Source organism: Nocardioides piscis (assembly GCF_011300215.1).
GTDB lineage: Bacteria > Actinomycetota > Actinomycetes > Propionibacteriales > Nocardioidaceae > Nocardioides > Nocardioides piscis.
Genome location: NZ_CP049866.1, coordinates 3,268,524 through 3,287,823, shown reverse-complemented (window position 1 = coordinate 3,287,823; position 19,300 = coordinate 3,268,524). Strand labels below are relative to the sequence as shown.

The following is a 19,300-nucleotide window of genomic DNA, read 5'->3' as shown; positions in this document are numbered from 1 at the left end:
GCTCATGAGCGAACCCGTCGGTTGTGACGTCATCGTCCTGGGCCTGGGCCCCGGCGGACAGCAGCTCGCCATCGGACTGGCCGAGGCCGGGCTCGACGTCGTCGGGGTGGAGAAGCACCTCGTCGGCGGCGAGTGCCCGTTCTACGGCTGCACCCCCAGCAAGCTGATGATCCGCGCCTCGACCCTGATCGGGCACGTGCGCCTGGCCGACCAGCTCAGCGGCGATGCCTCCGTGGTCCCCGACTGGTCGCGCCCGGCGAAGCGCATCACCGAGGAGGCCACGAAGGGCTGGACCGACGACGCCAACGCGCGCGCCGTCCAGGACGCCGGCGTGCGATTGGTGCGGGGACACGGCCGGCTCACCTCGCCGGGGTGCGTCGACGTCGACGGCGTCTCCCATGTCGCAGCGCGCGGCGTCGTGCTCAACACTGGCACGGAGCCGTTGGTGCTGCCGATCGACGGGCTCGAGGACACGCCGTACTGGACGAACCGTGACGTCGTGAAGGCCAAGGAGCTGCCCACCAGCCTCGCCATCATCGGCGGCGGGCCGATCGGGTGCGAGCTGGCCCAGGCGTTCTCCCGCTTCGGTGTCGACGTCACGGTCCTCGAAGCGGCAGACCGGCTCCTTGCGGTGGAGGAGCCGGAGACGAGCCGACTGCTGTCCCGCGTCTTCGAGGACGAGGGCATCACGGTCCACGTCGGCGTCGAGGTCGACCGGGTCGAGCACACCGACGGGTTCACGCTCACCGCCGGTGACCTGCGGGTGGAGGCCGAGCGGCTGCTGGTGGCCGCGGGCCGCAGCAACAACGTGCGCGACGTCGGGCTGGAGAACGTGGGGCTCGACCCGTCCGCTCCCGGGGTCGAGACAGACGAACGGATGCGGGCAGGGGAGAAGCTCTGGGCCATCGGCGACATCACCGGTCATGGTCGCTTCACCCATGTCTCGAGCTATCAGGCCGAGGTCGCCATGGCCGACATCCTCGGCGAGGACGGTCCGCTGGCCGACTATCGCGCAGTGAGCCGGGTGACGTTCACCGACCCCGAGGTCGGCTCGGTCGGTCTGAGCGAGGAGCAGGCGCGCGAGCAGGGCATCGATGTCAGCACGGGCTTCGCCGACATCAGCGACTCAGCGCGCGGCTGGCTCGACGGCGCGGGCAACAGCGGCCACATCAAGCTGGTCGCGGATGCGGCGTCGGGGCTGCTCGTCGGCGCGACTGCTGTGGGACCCACGGGCGGCGACCTGGTGTCGATGCTGGCCCTGGCCATCCATGGCCGCGTCCCGGCCAGGACGGTGCGACGCATGCACTTCGCGTTCCCGACCTATCACGGGTCGGTGATGACCGCGCTCGACGACCTGGGTCTCGACGCCACGTCCGGCTGACCCCGTGCCTGCCTGACGTCAGGCAGGCGTCAGCCGCTCTCGCGCGCGACGGCCAGCGCGGAGGTGATCAGGTAGGCCTTCACCTGCTCGCCCGAGACCCGGTGGATCCGTGGGATCCCTGGCGCAGCCTCGCTGACCAGCATCCCCACGCGGGCGAGCTGGAGGGCGCCGAGACCGCTGGCATAGAGCTGGTTGGCGAGCAGGGTCGTGTCGGCGACGCGGAACTCACCCGACGTCACCCCCTCGTTGAGCACGCTCGCCAGGACCGAGAGGCAGCCGGAGATGGCCCGGCCGAGCCGGAACATGGCGCTCTCGCTGATCTCCTCGAGCAGCTCGGGGCCGGTGCGGCGCATCAGGACCTGGGCGCAGTCGACGAACGCGGGGTGGTCGAGCCCGTAGTCGACGAACGCGGCGATGGTGACGCTCAGCTGTTCCTCGGCCCTGCGGGGGGTGGCGACGAGCTCCTCCAGGATCAGACGAAGCTCGTCGAGGTAGCCGACGAGCGTGAGGGCGAAGAGCTCCTCCTTGCCGGTGAAGTGGCGATAGACGATCGCCCTGTTGATGCCGACAGCCTGGGCGATGTCCTCGATCTGGGCGTCCCGGACGCCGCGTGCGTCGAACAGGGCGCGGGTGGCCTCGAGGATCTCGCGCTCGCGGGTCCTGCGGCGAGCGGCAGCGGCTGAGCGGCGGCCGTCGATGCGTGGGGCGTCGGCGTCGCCGGGGGTCGTCATGAGGCTGATTCTAGCCCCGGTGTACGGGGCGTTACACATGCGTATGACGCGTGTTAGACGGGTGCTGTCAGGTGCTCAGCGCCAGCACGTCCTGCAGGGTGTCTGCCTGGCTCGCCGTCTTGTCGTCGCGATAGCGCACCACGCGGGCGAAGCGCAGCGCGACGCCGCCCGGATAGCGCGTGGAGCGCTGAAGACCGTCGATCGCGATCTCGACGACCTGTTCCGGGCGGAGGTGCACGACGTGCCCAGCCCGGCTCGTCTCCAGGGCGAGGAACCGCTCGGTCTGCCAGGCCAGCATCTCGTCGGTCATCCCCTTGAACGTCTTGCCCAACATCACGAACCCACCCGACTCGGGGTCGCGCGCGCCGAGGTGGATGTTGGACAGCAGCCCCTGCCGGCGACCGGAGCCCCACTCCACCGCCAGCACGACCAGGTCGAGGGTGTGCACCGGCTTGACCTTGACCCACGCGGAGCCGCGTCGGCCGGCGGCATAGCCGGCTCCCGGATCCTTGACGATCACGCCCTCATGGCCCTGGCCCAGGATCGTCTCGACGAATCGACCGGCCTCCCCGGCGTCGTCGGTGAGGAGCCGGTCGACCCGGTGCTCGGGTGGGACCAAGGCGTCGAGGGCCCGCAGCCGCTCGGCGGTGGGTGCGTCGAGGAGGTCACGCTGCTCGTGGTGGAGCAGGTCGAAGAAGAAGGGGACGACTGCGGCGCCGGTCTGCTGCGCCGTACGCGACGCGGTCTCCTGGAACGGACGGGGCCGCCCCTGCGGCCCGATCAGCAGGGCCTCGCCGTCGAGCACGACGTCGCCGCCAGGCAGCGCGCGCACCACCTCCACCACCTCGGGCAACCGAGCGGTGATGTCGTCGAGGCTGCGCGTCACGACCAGCACGTCCCCGCCGCGCCGGTGTACCTGGATGCGGATGCCGTCGAGCTTGGCGTCGATCACGACCGCCCCGCCGACGACGGCCTTGGCCATGGCGGCGACGACGTCGGGTGCGCTGGAGGCCAGCATCGGCTGCACCGGCCGCCCGACCTCGAGGGTGACCGCATCGAGCCCGGCCTCACCGTCGGTGAAGGCGGCGGCCGCGGCCGCGAGGGTGCTGCCGGAGAGCATCGCGGCCCGCCGGACGGCGACCAGCGGCACGTCGGCGACCTGCGCGACCGCCTCCTGGATGCTGGAGTCGAGGGCGCCCTGGCGCACGTTGCCGGTCACCACGGCGCGCAACCACGCCTGCTCGTTGGCGGTCGCCCGGCCGAAGAGGTCGTCCACCGCTGCCTTGCGGGCGGCCTGCGAGCCCGTGCCGTGGATGGCCGAGAGGGCCTCGAAGGCGGCATGCACCTCGCCCACGGTCAGGGTGGCCTCGGGGGCCGCCGGCGGCAGGTCGCTCACTCCGCGCCACCCCAGACCGGTGCGACGTTGACGCAGCGTGCCCGAGAGGTAGGCGACCGTCGTGGCCAGGTCGTCAGGGTTGGAACCCTCGGCCCGGGCGCGCCGCAGCAGCGCCGCCAGCGCCTCGGTCTTGGCCTTGCGCGAGCGGGTCGAGGCGACGGCCTCGGAGGTGGCGACCACGTCGGCCAGCAGGACGCTCATCCGACCACGGCCAGGGTCAGGTCGAGCAGGTCGCCCTCGTCGAGGTCGTGCTGCTTTCGCACCGACTTCTTGACCGGCAACAGGAACCGGCCGCTCGAGCTGTCGGGAAAGACCGAGGTCTGCCAGGTCGTGACACCGGCCTCCGAGGACAGGGTCGCCTCGACCTTGACCGACCCGAAGCCCCGCGGTGGCTCAGGACGGTCGCGGCAGAGCTCGCTGGCCTCCTCGGTGAGGGTGGCGAAGAACCAGGCAGCCGGTCCCTCCCAGCGCCACAGGGGCGCCTGGAACGTGCATTCCTCCATGACGCCCAGTCTGCACCGCCCCACCGACAACCCCCTGCGAGTCGGCGCGGAGCGCATTGCGAGTCGGCGCGGGCGCCGACGGGGTGCCCTGCGCGCCGACTGGGTGTGCCGTGCGCGCCGACTGGGTGTGCCGTGCGCGCCGACTGGGTGTGCCGTGCGCGCCGACTGGGTGTGCCGTGCGCGCCGACTGGGTGTGCCGTGCGCGCCGACTGGGGGTGCCGTGCGCGCCGACTGGGCGTGCCGTGCGCGCCGACTGGGCGTGCCGTGCGCGCCGACTGGGCGTGCTCAGGGAGCATGGGCGGCATGGATCGGGTGCGCGAACGCTTCACCGGCCGGATCGCCGGTGTCGGCACGACCAGCGGGGTGCGGCTGGTGGTGGGCAGGTGGGACGCCGGGCCGTGGGGCGCGTTCAGCGACGTGATGGTCGAGGACAGCTCGGGCCACCGCGTGCTCATCGCTCCGGATGAGCGGGTGCGGGAGTTCGTGGCCGCGACCTACAGCTTCGACGAGCACGTCACCGAGCCCGTCACGGTGACCGACACCCCGAGCGGGTGGCAGGTCAACTCGCCGTCGCTGCGCCTGGTCATCACGCTGGGACCGCGGACCCTCCTCGGACGGGTGCTCGAGCTCGTCCCACGCGCGGTGGCCACGGCGCCCCTGTGGTGCGCCGTCGTCGACCCCGTGGCGCGGCTCGTGCTGCGTGGGGTGCGCACGCGCGGCACGGCGGGCCAGGACCGCAGGGAGTGGTACGGCGCCACGTCGGTGCGCGCCGTCACCGGGATCGCCGGCCACTGGCGCGGCGAACAGCTCGGCAGCCTCGCGCCTGTCGACCCGCCCTGCCGGTTCGGCTTCTCCTCGGTGCCTCGGCGGCCGTCCGTGACGTCCGTCGTCACCACCGTCGAGCGACCGGGTCAGCCCCCGATGCGGGAGCGGACCTCGTAGAGCTCGGGGAAGAAGGTCAGGTCGAGGGCCCGGCGGAGGAAGCTGACGCCCGAGGAGCCGCCAGTGCCGGTCTTGTGGCCGATGACGCGCTGGACGACCTGCAGGTGTCGGAAGCGCCACTGCTGGAAGTTGTCCTCGACGTCGACGAGCTCCTCGCAGGTCTCGTAGACGCCCCAATGGGCGTCGGGTGCGGCGTAGACCTCCGCGAACACGTCGATGAGTCCGGTCGAGGACGTGTGGGGGAGTGTCACGTCACGGTCCAGCACGTCGGCCGGCACCGCGTAGCCCCGCCGCGCGAGGTAGGCGAGGAACTCGTCGTACAGCGACGGCTCGGTGAGCAGGGTCGCCAGCTCGTCGCGTGCGGACGGGTCGTGGTCGAAGACCTTCACCATGTCGGCGTCCTTGTTGCCGAGCAGGAACTCGACCTCGCGATATTGCGCGGACTGGAAGCCCGAGGAGGTGGCCAGGAACGGACGGATCTCGGCGTATTCACTCGGCGTGAGCGTGGCCAGCACCGACCACTGGTCGGTGAGCGTGCGCTGGATGTGCTTGATCCGGGCCAGTCGCTTCAGCGCGGGGGCGAGCTCGTCGTGAGCCAGCAGCGACCGCGCCGACCGGAGCTCGTGGACCATCAGCTTGAGCCACAGCTCGGAGGTCTGGTGCTGGACGATGAAGAGCAGCTCGTCGTGCAGCTGCGGCTCGGACTGGGGCTGCTGGGCGGCCAGCAGGAGGTCGAGGCGCAGGTAGTCGCCGTACGACATCTGGCTGCTGAAGTCTCGCTCGATGCTCGGTTCGATGTCTCGCTTGTTGCCCATGCCCAGCAAACTATCCCGAGCCGCCGCCGGGGCGTGACCTACCGTTCGAGTCATGCCGTCGCAGTCGCAGACCCGGGAATGGCGCCCGTCGTGGCCGTGTCCGGTCGCGCGCGTGCTCGCCCAGCAGCGGCGCGGGGCCGGTGACCCGACCCAACAGGTCGATGAGGCAGGACGGATCTGGCGCGCCGCACGCACGCCGACGGGCCCGGCCACCCTCTGCGTGCAGTCACGCCCGGGCGAGGGCCTGGTCGTCGGTACGGCGTGGGGAACCGGTGCCGCCTGGGCGCTGGAGCAGCTGCCGGCCCTGCTCGGGGCGGACGACGATCCCAGGGGATTCGAGGGTCACCACCCCGCCGTGGTCGAGGGGCTCAGGCAGCAGCCGCACTGGCGCCTGGGCCGCACCGGGATCGTCATCGAGTCACTCGTGCCGTCGGTCCTCGAGCAGAAGGTCACCGGCAAGCAGGCGTTCGGCTCCTTTCGCGAGCTGGTGCGACGCCACGGGGAGCCCGCGCCCGGACCCGTCGCGGCCCTGCGACTGCGGCTGCAGCCCGAGCCGGCGGTGATCGCCACCATCCCGTCCTGGGAGTGGTTGCGGCTGGGTGTGGACCACGCCCGCTCCCGCACGGTGGTGACGGCGGTCCGTGTCGCGGCCTCGCTGGAGCGCATCGTCGAGGTCCCCGGCGAGGCCGAGCGCAGGCTCACGTCGCTGCCCGGGATCGGGGTGTGGACCAGCGCCGAGGTGCGTCAGCGCGCGCTGGGCGACCCGGACGCCGTGAGCTTCGGGGACTACCACCTGGCCAACCAGGTCGGCTGGGCGCTCTTCGGTCGCGACATCACCGACGAGGAGATGGCTGAGGCCCTCGAGCCCTATCGTCCCCAACGGGGCAGGGCAGCCGCGATGGCGATGGCAGGCGGCCCCACGCGCCCCCGTCGGGGGCCGCGGATGAGCGTGCCGACCCACCTGCCGACGCGGTGAGCGGTCAACGCCTCACAACAGGGGCCGCAGCGGTGCCAGCACGGCCTCGGTGAACTTGCGGTGCAGGTCGCGGGCCTCCCACTCGCCCAGTGTGAGCTCGAGGGCGTTGGTCTGGTCGGTGGCGAAGATGTTCTCCATCACCTCGGCGAACCCCTCGTCGATGACCTCGATGTTGATCTCGTAGTTGCCGCTGAGGCTGAGCCGGTCGATGTTGGCCGTCCCGACGGTGGTCCAGCTGCCGTCGATGGTGGCGGTCTTGGCATGCACCATGGCGTCGCGATAGCGCAGGACCCGGACCCCGGCCTCGAGCAGCTGGGAGTAGTAGCCGCGCGAGAGCCAGTCGGCGACCACGTGGTTGGACTTGAGGGGAAGGAGGATGCGGACGTCCACCCCGCGCCGAGCGGCCAGGCACAGGGCGTCGACGAAGTCGGCGTCGGGGATGAAGTAGGCAGTGGTGAGCCACACGTTCTTGGTGGCCCGGCTGATCGCCTCGAGATACATGTTGCGGATCGGGAAGACCCACAGCCGTGGCACGTTGCGGTGGATGCGCACCCGGGGCTCCCACTCCGAGGCGGTCTCGAGGAGCAGCGGTCGCTCGCTGCGGCCGAGGCGGTGGCGTCGGTTGAGGTTCCAGAAGTCGGCGAAGGCGCGCTTGAGGTCCCACACCTCGGGGCCGGTCACGCGGACGTGGGTGTCGCGCCACTCGGTGGCGTAGGGCGTGCCGACGTTGAAGCCGCCCACGAAGGCGACCTCGTCGTCGACCACGAGGATCTTGCGGTGGTCGCGTCCGTAGCGCTTCACGTCCCAGAACTTCAGGCCGGCCGCATAGACGGGATAGCGGAGCACCCGCATCCCGGGCGGGAAGTGCTTGAAGCCGGGGGAGACCACGAGGTTGGCGAAGCCGTCGTAGACGCAGTAGACCTCGACCCCGCGCCTGGCGGCCGCCGCCAGCGCCGCCTTGAAACGGCCACCGACCTCGTCCCCCTTCCAGATGTAGGTCTCGAAGAGGATCTGCTTCTCGGCCCCTTCGATCGCCGCCAGCATGTCTTCATAGACGTCGCGACCGTAGGTGTAGGTCGTGAGCTCACCGTCGCCCACGGACACCGTCTGCGGAGGGGAGACCGGGAAGGGCTTGGGCTTCTTCCCCCGCCGGCGATAGGAGTCGACCACCGACATCCCGACCGCCAGCAGGAAGGGCACACCGAAGAAGGCAAGCAGCCCGCGGCGCAGATAGGTCAGCACGCGCGCGGGGGTCACGGGCACAACATAGCGAGGAGCGGCCAACGACAGCAGGATTACGTTGTCGGTGCTGCCCCGTAGGCTCGAAGCATGCGCCCAGTCACCGATCTCAAGCGCCGGATCGCCCCCTTCAAGGTTGTCTCCGACTACGAGCCGTCAGGTGACCAACCGGCGGCCATCAAGGAGATCACCAAGCGGCTCGCGGGCGGCGAGCAGGACGTCGTGCTGCTGGGAGCGACCGGCACGGGCAAGACCGCGACAGTGGCCTGGGTCGCAGAGCAGGCCCAGCGCCCGCTCCTGGTGCTCCAGCCCAACAAGACGCTGGCGGCACAGTTCGCCAACGAGCTGCGACAGCTCTTCCCCGACAACGCGATCGAATACTTCGTCTCCTACTACGACTACTACCAACCAGAGGCCTACGTCCCCCAGACCGACACCTACATCGAGAAGGACTCCTCGATCAACGAGGAGGTCGAGCGGCTGCGGCACAGCGCCACCAACAGCCTGCTGACCAGGCGCGACACGATCGTGGTCTCGACCGTCTCCTGCATCTACGGCCTGGGCACGCCGCAGGAATACGTCGACCGCATGCTGCGTCTCAAGGTCGGGCAGGAACACGATCGAGACGCCGTCCTGCGCAGGCTCGTCGAGATCCAGTACACGCGCAACGACATGACCTTCACCCGTGGCACCTTCCGGGTCCGTGGCGACACCCTGGAGATCTTCCCGGTCTACGAAGAGCTCGCCGTCCGCGTGGAGTTCTTCGGCGACGAGGTCGAACGGTTGATGACGCTCCACCCGATCACCGGCGAGGTGATCTCCGACGACACCGAGCTCTACGTCTTCCCCGCGACCCACTACGTCGCCGGACCCGAGCGCATGGAGCGGGCGATCAGGGGGATCGAGCTCGAGCTGGAGGACCAGCTGGCGACCTTCGAGCGGCAGGGAAAGCTGCTCGAGGCCCAGCGGCTGCGGATGCGCACCACCTATGACATCGAGATGATGCGCCAGGTCGGATCCTGCTCGGGGATCGAGAACTACTCCATGCACATGGACGGACGCAGCCCGGGCTCCGCGCCCAACACCCTGCTCGACTACTTCCCCGAGGACTTCGTGCTCGTCATCGACGAGTCCCACGTCGCGGTTCCGCAGGTGGGTGGAATGTACGAAGGCGACATGTCCCGCAAGCGCAACCTGGTCGATCACGGCTTCCGGCTGCCGAGCGCGATGGACAATCGTCCGTTGAAGTGGGAGGAGTTCCTGACCCGGATCGGTCAGACCATCTATCTCTCGGCGACTCCCGGCAACTACGAGCTCGACAAGGTCGGTGGCATCGACAACACGGTGCAGCAGATCATCCGGCCGACCGGCCTGATCGACCCCGAGGTGATCGTCAAGCCGACCAAGGGCCAGATCGACGACCTGATCCACGAGATCCGCGAGCGGGCCGACAAGGGGGAGCGGGTCCTGGTCACGACGCTGACCAAGAAGATGTCCGAGGACCTCACCGACTACCTCCTCGACGCCGGCATCCGCACGCGCTATCTCCACTCCGAGATCGACACCCTCAAGCGGATCGAGCTGCTGCGAGACCTGCGGCTGGGCGAATACGACGTGCTCGTCGGGATCAACCTGCTCCGCGAGGGCCTCGACCTGCCCGAGGTGTCCCTGGTGGCGATCCTCGATGCCGACAAGGAGGGCTTCCTGCGCTCCGACAAGTCGTTGATCCAGACGATCGGGCGTGCCGCACGCAACGTCTCGGGGCAGGTCCACATGTATGCCGACAAGATCACTCCCTCCATGGCGGCAGCCATTGACGAGACCAACCGCCGACGTGCCATCCAGGTGGCCTACAACACCGAGCGCGGCATCGACCCGCAGCCGCTGCGGAAGAAGATCGCCGACATCACCGAGATGCTGGCGCGCGAGGACGAGAGCACCCAGGAGCTGCTCCAGACGTGGGCCGACGTGGGCCAGAAGGGCCGGGCCGGCGGGGTGAAGGCCGGCAAGTCACCGACCCCGGCGCTGTCGCGCATCCACGCCCGCAACCCCGACACCGCGGGCATCCCGAGCGCCGACCTGGCCGAGCTCATCCAGGAGCTGACCAACCAGATGAAGACGGCGGCCGCGGAGCTCCAGTTCGAGGTGGCGGCCAGGATCCGCGACGAGGTCAACGACCTCAAGCGCGAGCTGCGCCAGATGATGGAAGCCACGAAGTAGGTTCGCGTCCATGACAACCGCCATTGACCTCGGACACCTCCTGCCCGGCGACGTGATCGACCTGATCCTCGCCGACCACGTGCGCTTCGAGACCCTGCTCCGCCAGCTCCGCGACAACACCTCCGACCGGGACGCGGTCCGCAGGGCGTTCTCCGAGCTCCACGTCGCGCACGCCACGGCGGAGGAGGAGCTGGTCTATCCCAAGCTCCGACGCAAGGGGGCCATCAGCGCCCATGAGGCCGAGCACGGTGAGGAGGAGCACGCCGAGGGCAACCAGGCCCTGCTGGCGGTGCTCGAGCTCAAGGGGACCGACACCCAGGCCTTCGACGACGCAGTCGACAAGCTCTCCGAGGCCATCAACCACCACCTCGCGGAGGAGGAGCTGACCATCCTCAACCCCGCCCGTGAGGACGTCGGGCCCCAGGTCCGGGCTGAGCTGGGAGCGCTCTTCGCGCGCCGACGCAACGAGCTGATCGCCCAGGGCTGCGGCTCCCTGAGCCAGGTCCGGGCGATCGTGGCCCAGGCCGAGCGCGAGGGTCTGCTGGACGACGAGGACGGCGACAACGAGGAGGAGTGACCCTGACGGCCTCGCTGCTCGTCCTGCCCGGGACGGCTGCGCGGGTCGCTGCAGACACGTGACAGCGGCGGTGGCTGCCGTCATGGTGGACACCCCGTCACCGAATGGCGGAAGGTTCGTTGTCCACAACGAGAACGTGTTCTACTCTGCAGCGTCCGGTCCGGTCCAGGGAGGGGTTGAGGCGCATGGGTTATTCAGCCGCCATGCTCATCCGTGGCCCCGGTGAGCTCGCTGGCATGGTCGTCGACGTCACCACCCGCACCTTCACGACCAAGTTCCAGCTGCGCGAGTTCATCGAGCAGGCGTGGTTCATCACGAGCGTGACGCTGATGCCGACGATCCTCGTCTCCATCCCCTTCGGTGCCGTCATCTCGCTCCAGGTCGGCAACCTCACCAGCCAGCTGGGCGCGCAGTCCTTCGCCGGCGCCACAGCCGTGCTGGCCACCGTGCGGGAGGCGGCGCCCATCGCGGCTGCCCTGATCATCGCCGGCGCTGCCGGCTCGGCCATCTGCTCCGACCTCGGGGCCCGGACGATCCGCGAGGAGATCGACGCCATGGAGGTCCTCGGCGTCGACCCGATCGCACGCCTGGTCGTCCCGCGCGCCCTGGCCACCGTCTTCGTCTCCGTGATGATCATCGGGATCGTCATCGTCGCCGGCATCGGCGGCGGCTACGTCTTCACCGTGCTCATCTCGGGCGGCTCCGCCGGCGCGTTCCTGTCCAGCTTCACCGCGCTCGCCTCGATCCTCGACCTCTACGTCGCGGTCGTGAAGGCAGCCATGTTCGGGTTCCTCGCTGCCATCGTCGGGGCCTACAAGGGGCTCAACGCCGGCGGCGGCCCGAGCGGGGTGGGCCGCGCGGTCAACGAGACCGTCATCGTGGCCTTCATGCTGCTGTTCTTCCTCAACGCGGTCATCACGGCGATCTACTTCCAGCTCGTCCCGCAGGCGGGTGTCTGAGGGATGAGCGCAGTGGCACGCTTCGGGACCAGCGTGGTCCAGGGTCAGCGCCTGCGGATCGAGGAGTACGGCGACCAGCTGCTCTTCTACGCCAAGGCGATGGCCGCGGTGCCGCGCGCACTGCGCAACTACCGGCGCGAGATCTGGACGATCCTGGCGGACGTGGCGTTCGGTTCGGGTGGCCTGTCCCTGATCGCCGGCAGCGCCGGCGTCATCGCCTTCCTGGCGTTCTTCGCGGGCACCGAGGTCGGCATCCAGGGATATGCGTCGCTGAGCCAGATCGGTGTCGCGAAGTTCACCGCGTTCATCTCCGCCTACTTCAACACCCGGGAGGTGGCGCCCCTGGTCTCCTCGATCGCGCTGGCGGCCACCGTCGGCTGTGGCTACACCGCCCGGCTGGGAGCGATGCGCATCTCGGAGGAGATCGACGCGCTCGAGGTGATGGGCATCCCGAGCCTGCCGTTCCTGGTGACCACGCGCATCATCGCAGCGTTCATCGCGGTGATCCCGCTCTACCTGGTGGCGTTGTTGTCGTCATACCTCTCGCCGCGGCTGATCACGACCATGATCTATGGCCAGTCGACCGGCACCTACGACCACTACTTCATCCAGTTCCTGCCGCCCATCGACATGTTCTGGTCGTTCGGCAAGCTGATCATCCTGGCGGTGATGATCATCCTGATCCACTGCTACTACGGCTACACCGCCTCCGGCGGGCCGGCCGGGGTCGGCCAGGCGGTCGGACGGGCGATCCGGACCTCGATCGTGACGGTCGTGGTCGCCGACTTCTTCCTCAGCTTCGCCATCTGGGGCTCGACGACGACCGTGCGGATCACGGGGTGATCGCATGTTCGTGAACATCTACCACGACACCAAGGGGGAGCACGCGCGCCTGTTCGTCGCCGGAGTCGCCTACCTCACCGCGATGGCGCTGCTCATCGCGCTCTCGATCGCGATCTACGGCAAGGTCTTCACCGACGTCACCCGAGTCAAGGTCCATGCCGACCGGGCAGGTCTCCAGCTGGCCAAGTATGGCGACGTGCGCGTCCACGGAGCGCTGGTCGGAGACGTCCGTGAGATCGAGAACGACGGGGACAAGGCGGTCATCACCCTGGCCCTGGAGCCGGAGGCCGCCAGGACGATCCCGCGTGACATCACCGTGGAGATCCTCCCGACCACGCTGTTCGGCCAGAAGTACGTCCAGCTGATCCCGCCCGAGGGCGGCGTCACCAGTGCGGGTGTGCTGCGCGACGGCGACGTCATTCCCGCGGACCGGGTGCGCACCAACGTCGAGATCCAGACGATCCTGGCCGACCTCTTCCCGCTGCTGCGCGCCGTCCGCCCGGCCGACCTCAATGCCACCCTCTATGCCCTGGCGCACGCCCTGACAGGGCAGGGCGAGAAGCTCGGCCAGACCATGGAGGACCTCGACGCCTACCTGCGCGAGATGAACCAGCACCTGCCGCAGCTCAAGCGCGACATGGTGGCACTGGCCACCGTCGCCAAGACCTACGAGCTCGCGGCACCCGACCTGATCCGACTGCTGCGCAACGCGACCGTCAGCGCGCGGACCCTGGTCCAGAAGAAGGCCGAGTTCGGTCAGCTCATCAACGCCCTGACCGGTGTGGCGGTCTCGACCCGCAACGTGCTGTCCGAGAACGAGCAGGCGCTGATCGAGCAGGGCAGGTACGGCGTCCCGCTCCTGCGTCTCCTCGACACCTATTCTCCCCAGCTGAACTGCATGCTGACCGGCATCGACGCTCAGCGGCCCGACACGCGCGCAGTGTTCGCGGACAGCATCATCCGCCAGACGCTCGAGTTCGGAGCACCCCAGCGCAAGGCCTACACGGCAGCCGACCGCCCGGTCTACGGCGAGGTGGGACACGGCCCCTGGTGCCTCGGCCTGCCCCACGACTTCCAGAAGCCCGCCCCTACCTGCCACTGCGGGACGGTTCGGACCACGACGAACGAGGGGGTGGTCTGTGATGGCAGCCGACCGCAACCTCACGTTCATGCTCTCCAGCGTCAAGCTGACGATCTTCACCGCCGTGTCGCTCGTGATGACGCTGACGCTCGCCTCGATCATGGGCGGCTTCGGCCTCGGTGACCGGGTGGAGTACTCCGCGATCTTCACCAACGCCAGCGAGATCGTGAAGGGAGACGACGTGCGCGTCGCGGGGGTGGGTGTCGGTGAGGTCGAGAAGGTCGAGATCTTCAACCGCACCCAGGCCAAGGTGACGTTCTCGGTCGCGCGAGACGTCCCGATGACCACCGACTCGCGCGCGGGCGTGCGCTTCCTCAACCTCGTCGGTGATCGCTACCTCGCCCTCCAGCAGGGGAACACCGACGCCGAGCGGCTGGAGCCAGGAGCGACGCTGCCGATCTCCCAGACCACGCCGGCGCTCAACCTGACCGCACTGTTCAACGGCTTCCAGCCGTTGTTCGCAGCCCTCAACCCCGAGGACGTCAACGAGCTGTCGATGAACCTCGTCCAGGTGCTCCAGGGCGAGGGCGGGACGGTGGCCGGGCTGCTGAAGCAGACGGCCGAGCTGACCAACTCGCTCGCCGATCGTGACCAGCTCATCGGTGAGGTCATCGTCAACCTGACCACGCTGATGCGCACCGTCGACGACCACCACCAGCAGCTCGGCCAGCTGATCACGAGCCTGAAGGACTGGACGGGCAACCTCGCGCGCGACCGCACTGCCATCGGCCGGTCCCTGACGAGCATCTCCGCCCTGTCGGTGACCCTCTCCGACCTGCTGGACGAGAGCCGCCCGCTGCTCAAGCGCGACGTGGCCGAGCTCCGGCGGCTGTTCGGGGTCCTGGCCCGTCCTGAGAACAAGGCGCTGCTCAGCGAGACGCTGGACACGCTGCCGACCATGCTCGCGCGCCAGACCCGGATCGGGGTCTATGGCTCCTGGTACAACTACTACCTCTGCCAGTTCACCGGTGGCATCGTCTTGCCCAAGCAGCTCACCGACGTGCTCCCGCAGGCCACCGTGGACCGGATCGCGCGCTTCGTCATCCACTCCAAGACGTCGAGGTGCAAGCCCTGATGGCCCGTTCCGATCGCCAGGTCCTGCGCCTGGGGACCATCACCATGGTGGGGTTGCTCGTGGTGATGGCCGCCGCCTTCAACCTGCAGCGCTTTCCTGGCTTCAAGGGCCAGGAGTTCCACGCCGAGCTCATCGACGCCAGTGGGTTGCGGGTGGGCAGCTCGGTTCAGGTGGCCGGCGTCAAGGTCGGCCGGGTCAACGACCTGCGGATCAAGAAGGACCGCATCGTGGTGGACTTCGAGGTCGACGACGCCGTGCTCGGTGAGGAGACCACGGCCGCGGTGGAGGTGCAGAACCTCCTGGGCGAGAAGTTCCTCAACGTCGCCTCCAAGGGGACCGGGAGGATGCCGGAGGGCAGCACCATCCCCCTGGAGCGAACCGAGGTGACCTTTGACATCGTCGGCACCCTCGGTCAGCTCACCACGACCACCGAGCGCACCCAGAAGCAGACCCTGTCGAAGGCCCTCAACACGCTGGCCACGACCATCGACGCTGCGGCCCCCGAGGTCGAGGGGAGCTTCCGTGGCATCTCGCGGCTCTCCCGCACCATCGCCTCGCGCGACCAGGAGATCGGTGAGCTGCTGACCAGCTCGGCCAGGGTCACCTCGCTGCTCGACGAGCGCAAGGGCGACCTGGTCTCCATCATGCGGAGCTCAAACCTGGTGTTCGCCGAGATCCGTCGCCGCAAGCAGGCGATCCACGACCTCCTCCTCAACGTGCGGCAGCTGGCCGAGGACCTCGAGGGGACCGTCGCGGACAACCGGGAGCAGCTCAAGCCCACCCTCGACCTGATCGACGACGTCCTGGGCCACCTCGAGCAGCGCGAGGCCAAGCTCAAGGAGCTGTTGAACAACTACGGTCCCTACGTCAACATCCTCGGCAACATCGTCGGCACCGGCCCGTGGTTCGACGCCTACGTCCCCAACATCACCGGCGTCTTCTCCGGCGAGTTCGTGCCTGGTCCGCGAGAGGGGTCGTGATGCCGCAGCTCCCGGTCAAGGCGGTCGCGTCGGTGCTGGCCGTCGTCTTCCTGGCTGCGCTCGCCCTCGTCGTACTGCCGGGTGACGACCAGCGCAGCGTCTCGGCGCGCTTCTCCCGCGCCGTGGCGATCTATCCCGGCACCGAGCTGCGGGTGATGGGCGTCAAGATCGGCGTCGTGGAGGCGGTGATCCCCGACGGTGACGCGGTGCGCGTCGAGATGACCTACGAGGGCAAGTATCGCCTGCCGGCCGACGTGAAGGCGGCGCTGGTGACGCCGACGCTGGTGGCCGACCGCTACATCCAGGTCTTCCCGGTGCACACCGAGGGTCCCGAGCTGCCGGACGGGGGCGACATCCCGCTCGAGCGCACCAACACTCCCATCGAGCTGGACCGGATGTATGCCGCGCTCGACGACGTCGCCATCGCGCTCGGCCCCAAGCCGGGACAGGCCTCCGGACCCCTGAACAACGTCCTCCAGGCGGGTGCCAAGGCCCTCGACGGCAACGGCGAGCAGGGGGGTGAGGCGATCCGCAACCTGTCCGCAGCGGTCGGCACGTTGAGCGACAACCGCGGACCCCTCTTCGAGAACGTCCGCTCGCTGGCCTCGTTCACCGAGACCCTGGCCGTCCACGACGAGCTCGTGAACGACTTCATCGGCAACCTGACCGGTGTCTCGAGCCAGCTCGCGGGCGAGCGGGTCGCGCTGCGCCGCGTGCTGGCAGCCCTGGCCAGGGCGCTCGGCACCGTGCGCGGCTTCATCGCCGAGAACCGCACCGTGCTGACGCGCGACGTGCAGCGGCTGGGCCGCCTCATGGGCACACTGGAGTCCGAGAAGGACTCGTTGGCGCTGGTGCTCCAGAAGGGTCCGCTGGCGATGAGCAACCTGGCACTCTCCTTCGAGCCCCAGACCGGCACCTTCGGCTCACGGGTCAACGTCGGCGCGGCGTTCGAGCGGCCGGAGGAGTTCCTCTGCGAGACCCTCAAGGCGAACGGAACCCCCAACGTGGGCCAGGTCTGCTCGCTCCTCGACGACCTGCTGGGTCCGATCCTCGGCGCCGAGGGCGGTGGGGGTCCGAGACAGCGGACCACTGCGTCGGACTCCGCAGGCAGGGCCCCCGTCGGCGACGACCTGGTCGCGATCCTCGGAGGTGCATCATGAGACGAAGCAGCTCACGCGGGTTCGTGAGGGTGGGCGCCCTGGCGTTGGCCGCCGTACTCACCTCCGGGTGCGTCGTGGACGACGCCTACGACCTGCCCCTGCCAGGAGGCAAGCACTCGGTGGCCGAGGAGGACGGCTTCGAGATCACAGCCGTGTTCACCGACGTCCTCAACGTCGTGCCGCAGACCGCGGTGATGGTCGACGACGTGCCGGTCGGCCAGGTCCTCGACGTCAAGCGGGTCGGCTGGCACGCGGAGGTGAAGCTGCGGATCCGCAAGGACGTCGAGCTGCCCGGCGATGCCGTGGCGGAGATCCGTCAGGCGAGCCTCCTGGGCGAGAAGTACGTCGCTCTCCTCGAGCCGTCGGAGGCGAGCGAGGAGCCGGTGGGCGCCGGCACCGACGGTGCGGGCACCCAGGCCGTCTCGGCCAACGGTGACTCTCTCGGCGAGGGAGACGTGATCGGGCTCGACCAGACCGGTCGCAACCCGGAGGTCGAGGAGGTCCTGGGGGCGCTGTCCTTCCTGCTGAGTGGAGGCGGGGTGGCGCAGATCAAGACGATCAGCCAGGAGCTGAACAAGATGATGACGGGTCGCACAGGCGCGATGCGCAGCGTCCTGTCCGAGGTCGAGACGCTGATGACCACCCTGAACGGGCAGCGCGACGACCTGATCGCGGCCTTCGACGCGCTCAACAACCTCAGCAAGACCCTGGTCGCTGAGAAGGAGACGATCGGCGACGCCCTCGATGCGATGGGGCCGGCGATCGCCGTCCTGGACAAGCAGCACGACGAGCTGGTCGACCTGCTGGTCGAGCTCGACAAGCTCGGCGCCGTGGGCACCCGGGTGATCAACGCGACCAAGGACGACCTGATCGCCCAGCTCCGCCACCTCGAGCCCGTACTGCGCGAGCTCGCCGACGCCGACGAGTCGCTCGTCCCCGGGCTGGTCGCCACCGCCGCCTACCCGTTCCCGCCGGAGGCCGTCAACGCGATCAAGGGCGACTATGCCAACGTGGCCTTCCTGATGCAGGTCAACCTGACGCCCGTCTCCCAGGGCGGTCTGGTCCCCACCACGTTGCAGGAGCTCCAGACGCTGTGCGTGAGCACCCCGTTGGCGCCGGTGTGCTCCCAGGCGGGCCCCGCGGTCGAGCAGCTGTGCGAGGCAGGTTCGGGGCTCAACGTGCCGCTGTGCCGACCCCGGACGCTTGCCCGGGTCCCGGCGGCCCTGAGTCCTGAGGCCCTCGCCCGGGTCGCGGCCCCTGGTGGTGCCCGATGACGCGGGGAGTGCGGACCCGGCTCATCGCCTTCGTGGTGGCGAGCGCGATCGGCATCGTCTATGTGGCCGGGGCCTATCTCGGCCTGGTGGACAAGGTGCTGGGCCGCGGGTTCGTCGCCCACGTGGAGCTGCCCAACTCGGGCGGCGTCTTCATCGGCTCCGAGGTGACCTACCGCGGGGTGAAGATCGGCAAGGTGGACGACATGACCGTCCACGAGGGTGGGCTCCGCCTCGATCTCGCGCTCGAGGACGAGGCCAAGGTGCCCGAGAACTCGGAGGTCTTCGTCCACAACCTGTCGGCGGTGGGGGAGCAGTACCTCGACTTCGAGCCGGCTGCCGAGGAGGGCCCCTACCTCTCCCAGGGCGACGTCATCACCGGGGACGCGGCCGCGCTGCCGATCGGCGAGGACGTGCTGCTCGAGGACCTCGGGTCCCTGGTGCGGTCCATCGACAAGGACGACCTGCGGGTCGTGGTCGACGAGCTCGGACTGATGTTCGGGGGCAACGCCGGCCCGCTGCGCTCGATGATCACCGACGGCCAGCTGCTCGTCGCCGAGGCGCGCGCCAACCAGGAGCAGACGATCCAGCTGCTCGACAACGCGCAGCCCGTGCTCGAGACCCAGGCCGCCAACAGCGAGAACATCCGGTCATTCGCGCGCGACCTCGCCGTCCTGACCGACACCCTGCGTGTCAGCGACCCCGACATCCGCACGGTCCTCGAGGACGGGGCCCCGGCGGCCACCGAGGTCGAGAAGCTCGTCAACGGCCTCCAGCCGGTCCTGCCGCCGTTCCTGGCCAACACCAACGAGGTCACCCGCATCATCGCCGAGCGACGCCACGGCATCGAACAGCTGTTGGTCACGTTCCCTCGCCTGCTGGCCGCCGGCCCGACGGCCCTGATGGACGACAAGGTCAGCGGTGAGAAGTTCGGTCGCGTCCACGTCAACTTCAACCAGGACCCCCGCCGTGCACCGACGGCTATCTGCCGCGCAACCAGTGGCGCTCGCCCAGCGAGACGTCGTTCCTCGACTACTACCCGGCTGAATGCCGCAGTGGCGCGCCTGTCAACATGCGAGGCATGAAGTACG

Annotated in this window: 18 protein-coding genes; 13 read left to right on the top strand and 5 right to left on the bottom strand. The window is 69.2% G+C overall.

What is annotated here, in order from left to right:
• Positions 1 to 4 precede the first annotated feature (4 nt).
• Positions 5 to 1,381: a dihydrolipoyl dehydrogenase family protein gene (locus tag G7071_RS16130; protein WP_166320414.1), complete on the top strand. Its 1,377-nt coding sequence runs from the start codon at positions 5 to 7 to the stop codon at positions 1,379 to 1,381.
• Between the two features lie 29 nt (positions 1,382 to 1,410).
• Here the strand turns inward: G7071_RS16130 and G7071_RS16125 are convergent, their stop codons facing one another.
• The 3 genes from G7071_RS16125 to G7071_RS16115 all read right to left on the bottom strand — a co-directional run bounded on the left by G7071_RS16125 (position 1,411) and on the right by G7071_RS16115 (position 4,011).
• Positions 1,411 to 2,112: a TetR/AcrR family transcriptional regulator gene (locus G7071_RS16125; RefSeq protein WP_166320413.1), complete on the bottom strand. Its 702-nt coding sequence runs from the start codon at positions 2,110 to 2,112 to the stop codon at positions 1,411 to 1,413.
• Positions 2,113 to 2,179: 67 nt separating this feature from the next.
• On the bottom strand, positions 2,180 to 3,709 hold the full coding sequence (locus tag G7071_RS16120) for an ATP-dependent DNA ligase (RefSeq protein WP_166320412.1): 1,530 nt from the start codon (positions 3,707 to 3,709) through the stop codon (positions 2,180 to 2,182).
• A complete protein-coding gene (locus G7071_RS16115) occupies positions 3,706 to 4,011 on the bottom strand; it encodes a DUF1905 domain-containing protein (protein WP_166320411.1) in 306 nt (101 codons plus the stop codon). The genes G7071_RS16120 and G7071_RS16115 overlap by 4 nt, the downstream gene beginning before the upstream one ends.
• A gap of 303 nt (positions 4,012 to 4,314) precedes the next feature.
• Here G7071_RS16115 and G7071_RS16110 point away from each other — a divergent pair, with 303 nt between their 5' ends.
• Positions 4,315 to 4,953: a hypothetical protein gene (locus G7071_RS16110; protein WP_166320410.1), complete on the top strand. Its 639-nt coding sequence runs from the start codon at positions 4,315 to 4,317 to the stop codon at positions 4,951 to 4,953.
• Here the strand turns inward: G7071_RS16110 and G7071_RS16105 are convergent.
• Positions 4,923 to 5,768, bottom strand: coding sequence for a tryptophan 2,3-dioxygenase (locus G7071_RS16105; RefSeq protein WP_166320409.1), 846 nt, complete (start codon positions 5,766 to 5,768; stop codon positions 4,923 to 4,925). The two genes, G7071_RS16110 and G7071_RS16105, sit on opposite strands and share 31 nt — an antisense overlap.
• A gap of 52 nt (positions 5,769 to 5,820) precedes the next feature.
• On the opposite strand from G7071_RS16105, the gene G7071_RS16100 reads away from it, so the two are divergent.
• Positions 5,821 to 6,744, top strand: a complete 924-nt coding sequence (locus G7071_RS16100; RefSeq protein WP_166320408.1) for a DNA-3-methyladenine glycosylase family protein — start codon at positions 5,821 to 5,823, stop codon at positions 6,742 to 6,744.
• 12 nt (positions 6,745 to 6,756) lie between these two features.
• Here G7071_RS16100 and G7071_RS16095 read toward each other — a convergent pair whose 3' ends face one another.
• A complete protein-coding gene (locus G7071_RS16095) occupies positions 6,757 to 8,001 on the bottom strand; it encodes a phospholipase D-like domain-containing protein (protein ID WP_246210079.1) in 1,245 nt (414 codons plus the stop codon).
• A gap of 72 nt (positions 8,002 to 8,073) precedes the next feature.
• On the opposite strand from G7071_RS16095, the gene uvrB reads away from it, so the two are divergent.
• The 10 genes from uvrB to G7071_RS16050 all read left to right on the top strand — a co-directional run bounded on the left by uvrB (position 8,074) and on the right by G7071_RS16050 (position 19,294).
• Entirely contained in the window at positions 8,074 to 10,203 is a 2,130-nt protein-coding gene (gene uvrB / locus G7071_RS16090; protein WP_166320407.1) for an excinuclease ABC subunit UvrB, read from the top strand.
• 10 nt (positions 10,204 to 10,213) lie between these two features.
• The gene (locus G7071_RS16085; protein WP_166320406.1) at positions 10,214 to 10,780 is read left to right on the top strand and encodes a hemerythrin domain-containing protein; all 567 of its coding nucleotides are present in this window, start codon (positions 10,214 to 10,216) and stop codon (positions 10,778 to 10,780) included.
• Positions 10,781 to 10,965: 185 nt separating this feature from the next.
• On the top strand, positions 10,966 to 11,739 hold the full coding sequence (locus G7071_RS16080; protein WP_166320405.1) for an MlaE family ABC transporter permease: 774 nt from the start codon (positions 10,966 to 10,968) through the stop codon (positions 11,737 to 11,739).
• A 12-nt stretch (positions 11,740 to 11,751) separates the two neighbouring features.
• Entirely contained in the window at positions 11,752 to 12,582 is an 831-nt protein-coding gene (locus G7071_RS16075; RefSeq protein WP_425489399.1) for an ABC transporter permease, read from the top strand.
• Positions 12,583 to 12,586: 4 nt separating this feature from the next.
• Complete coding sequence (locus G7071_RS19460; protein ID WP_246210078.1) at positions 12,587 to 13,846, top strand: MCE family protein; 1,260 nt, start codon at positions 12,587 to 12,589, stop codon at positions 13,844 to 13,846.
• Entirely contained in the window at positions 13,752 to 14,798 is a 1,047-nt protein-coding gene (locus G7071_RS16070; RefSeq protein ID WP_246210077.1) for an MCE family protein, read from the top strand. The genes G7071_RS19460 and G7071_RS16070 overlap by 95 nt, the downstream gene beginning before the upstream one ends.
• Entirely contained in the window at positions 14,798 to 15,778 is a 981-nt protein-coding gene (locus G7071_RS16065; protein ID WP_246210076.1) for an MCE family protein, read from the top strand. The genes G7071_RS16070 and G7071_RS16065 overlap by 1 nt, the downstream gene beginning before the upstream one ends.
• Positions 15,778 to 16,938 (top strand): MCE family protein, encoded by a 1,161-nt coding sequence (locus G7071_RS16060; protein ID WP_166320403.1) that lies wholly within the window; start codon positions 15,778 to 15,780, stop codon positions 16,936 to 16,938. The genes G7071_RS16065 and G7071_RS16060 overlap by 1 nt, the downstream gene beginning before the upstream one ends.
• Entirely contained in the window at positions 16,935 to 18,212 is a 1,278-nt protein-coding gene (locus tag G7071_RS16055) for an MlaD family protein (protein ID WP_166320402.1), read from the top strand. The genes G7071_RS16060 and G7071_RS16055 overlap by 4 nt, the downstream gene beginning before the upstream one ends.
• A complete protein-coding gene (locus G7071_RS16050) occupies positions 18,209 to 19,294 on the top strand; it encodes an MCE family protein (RefSeq protein WP_166320401.1) in 1,086 nt (361 codons plus the stop codon). The genes G7071_RS16055 and G7071_RS16050 overlap by 4 nt, the downstream gene beginning before the upstream one ends.
• The last annotated feature ends 6 nt before the right edge of the window (positions 19,295 to 19,300 follow it).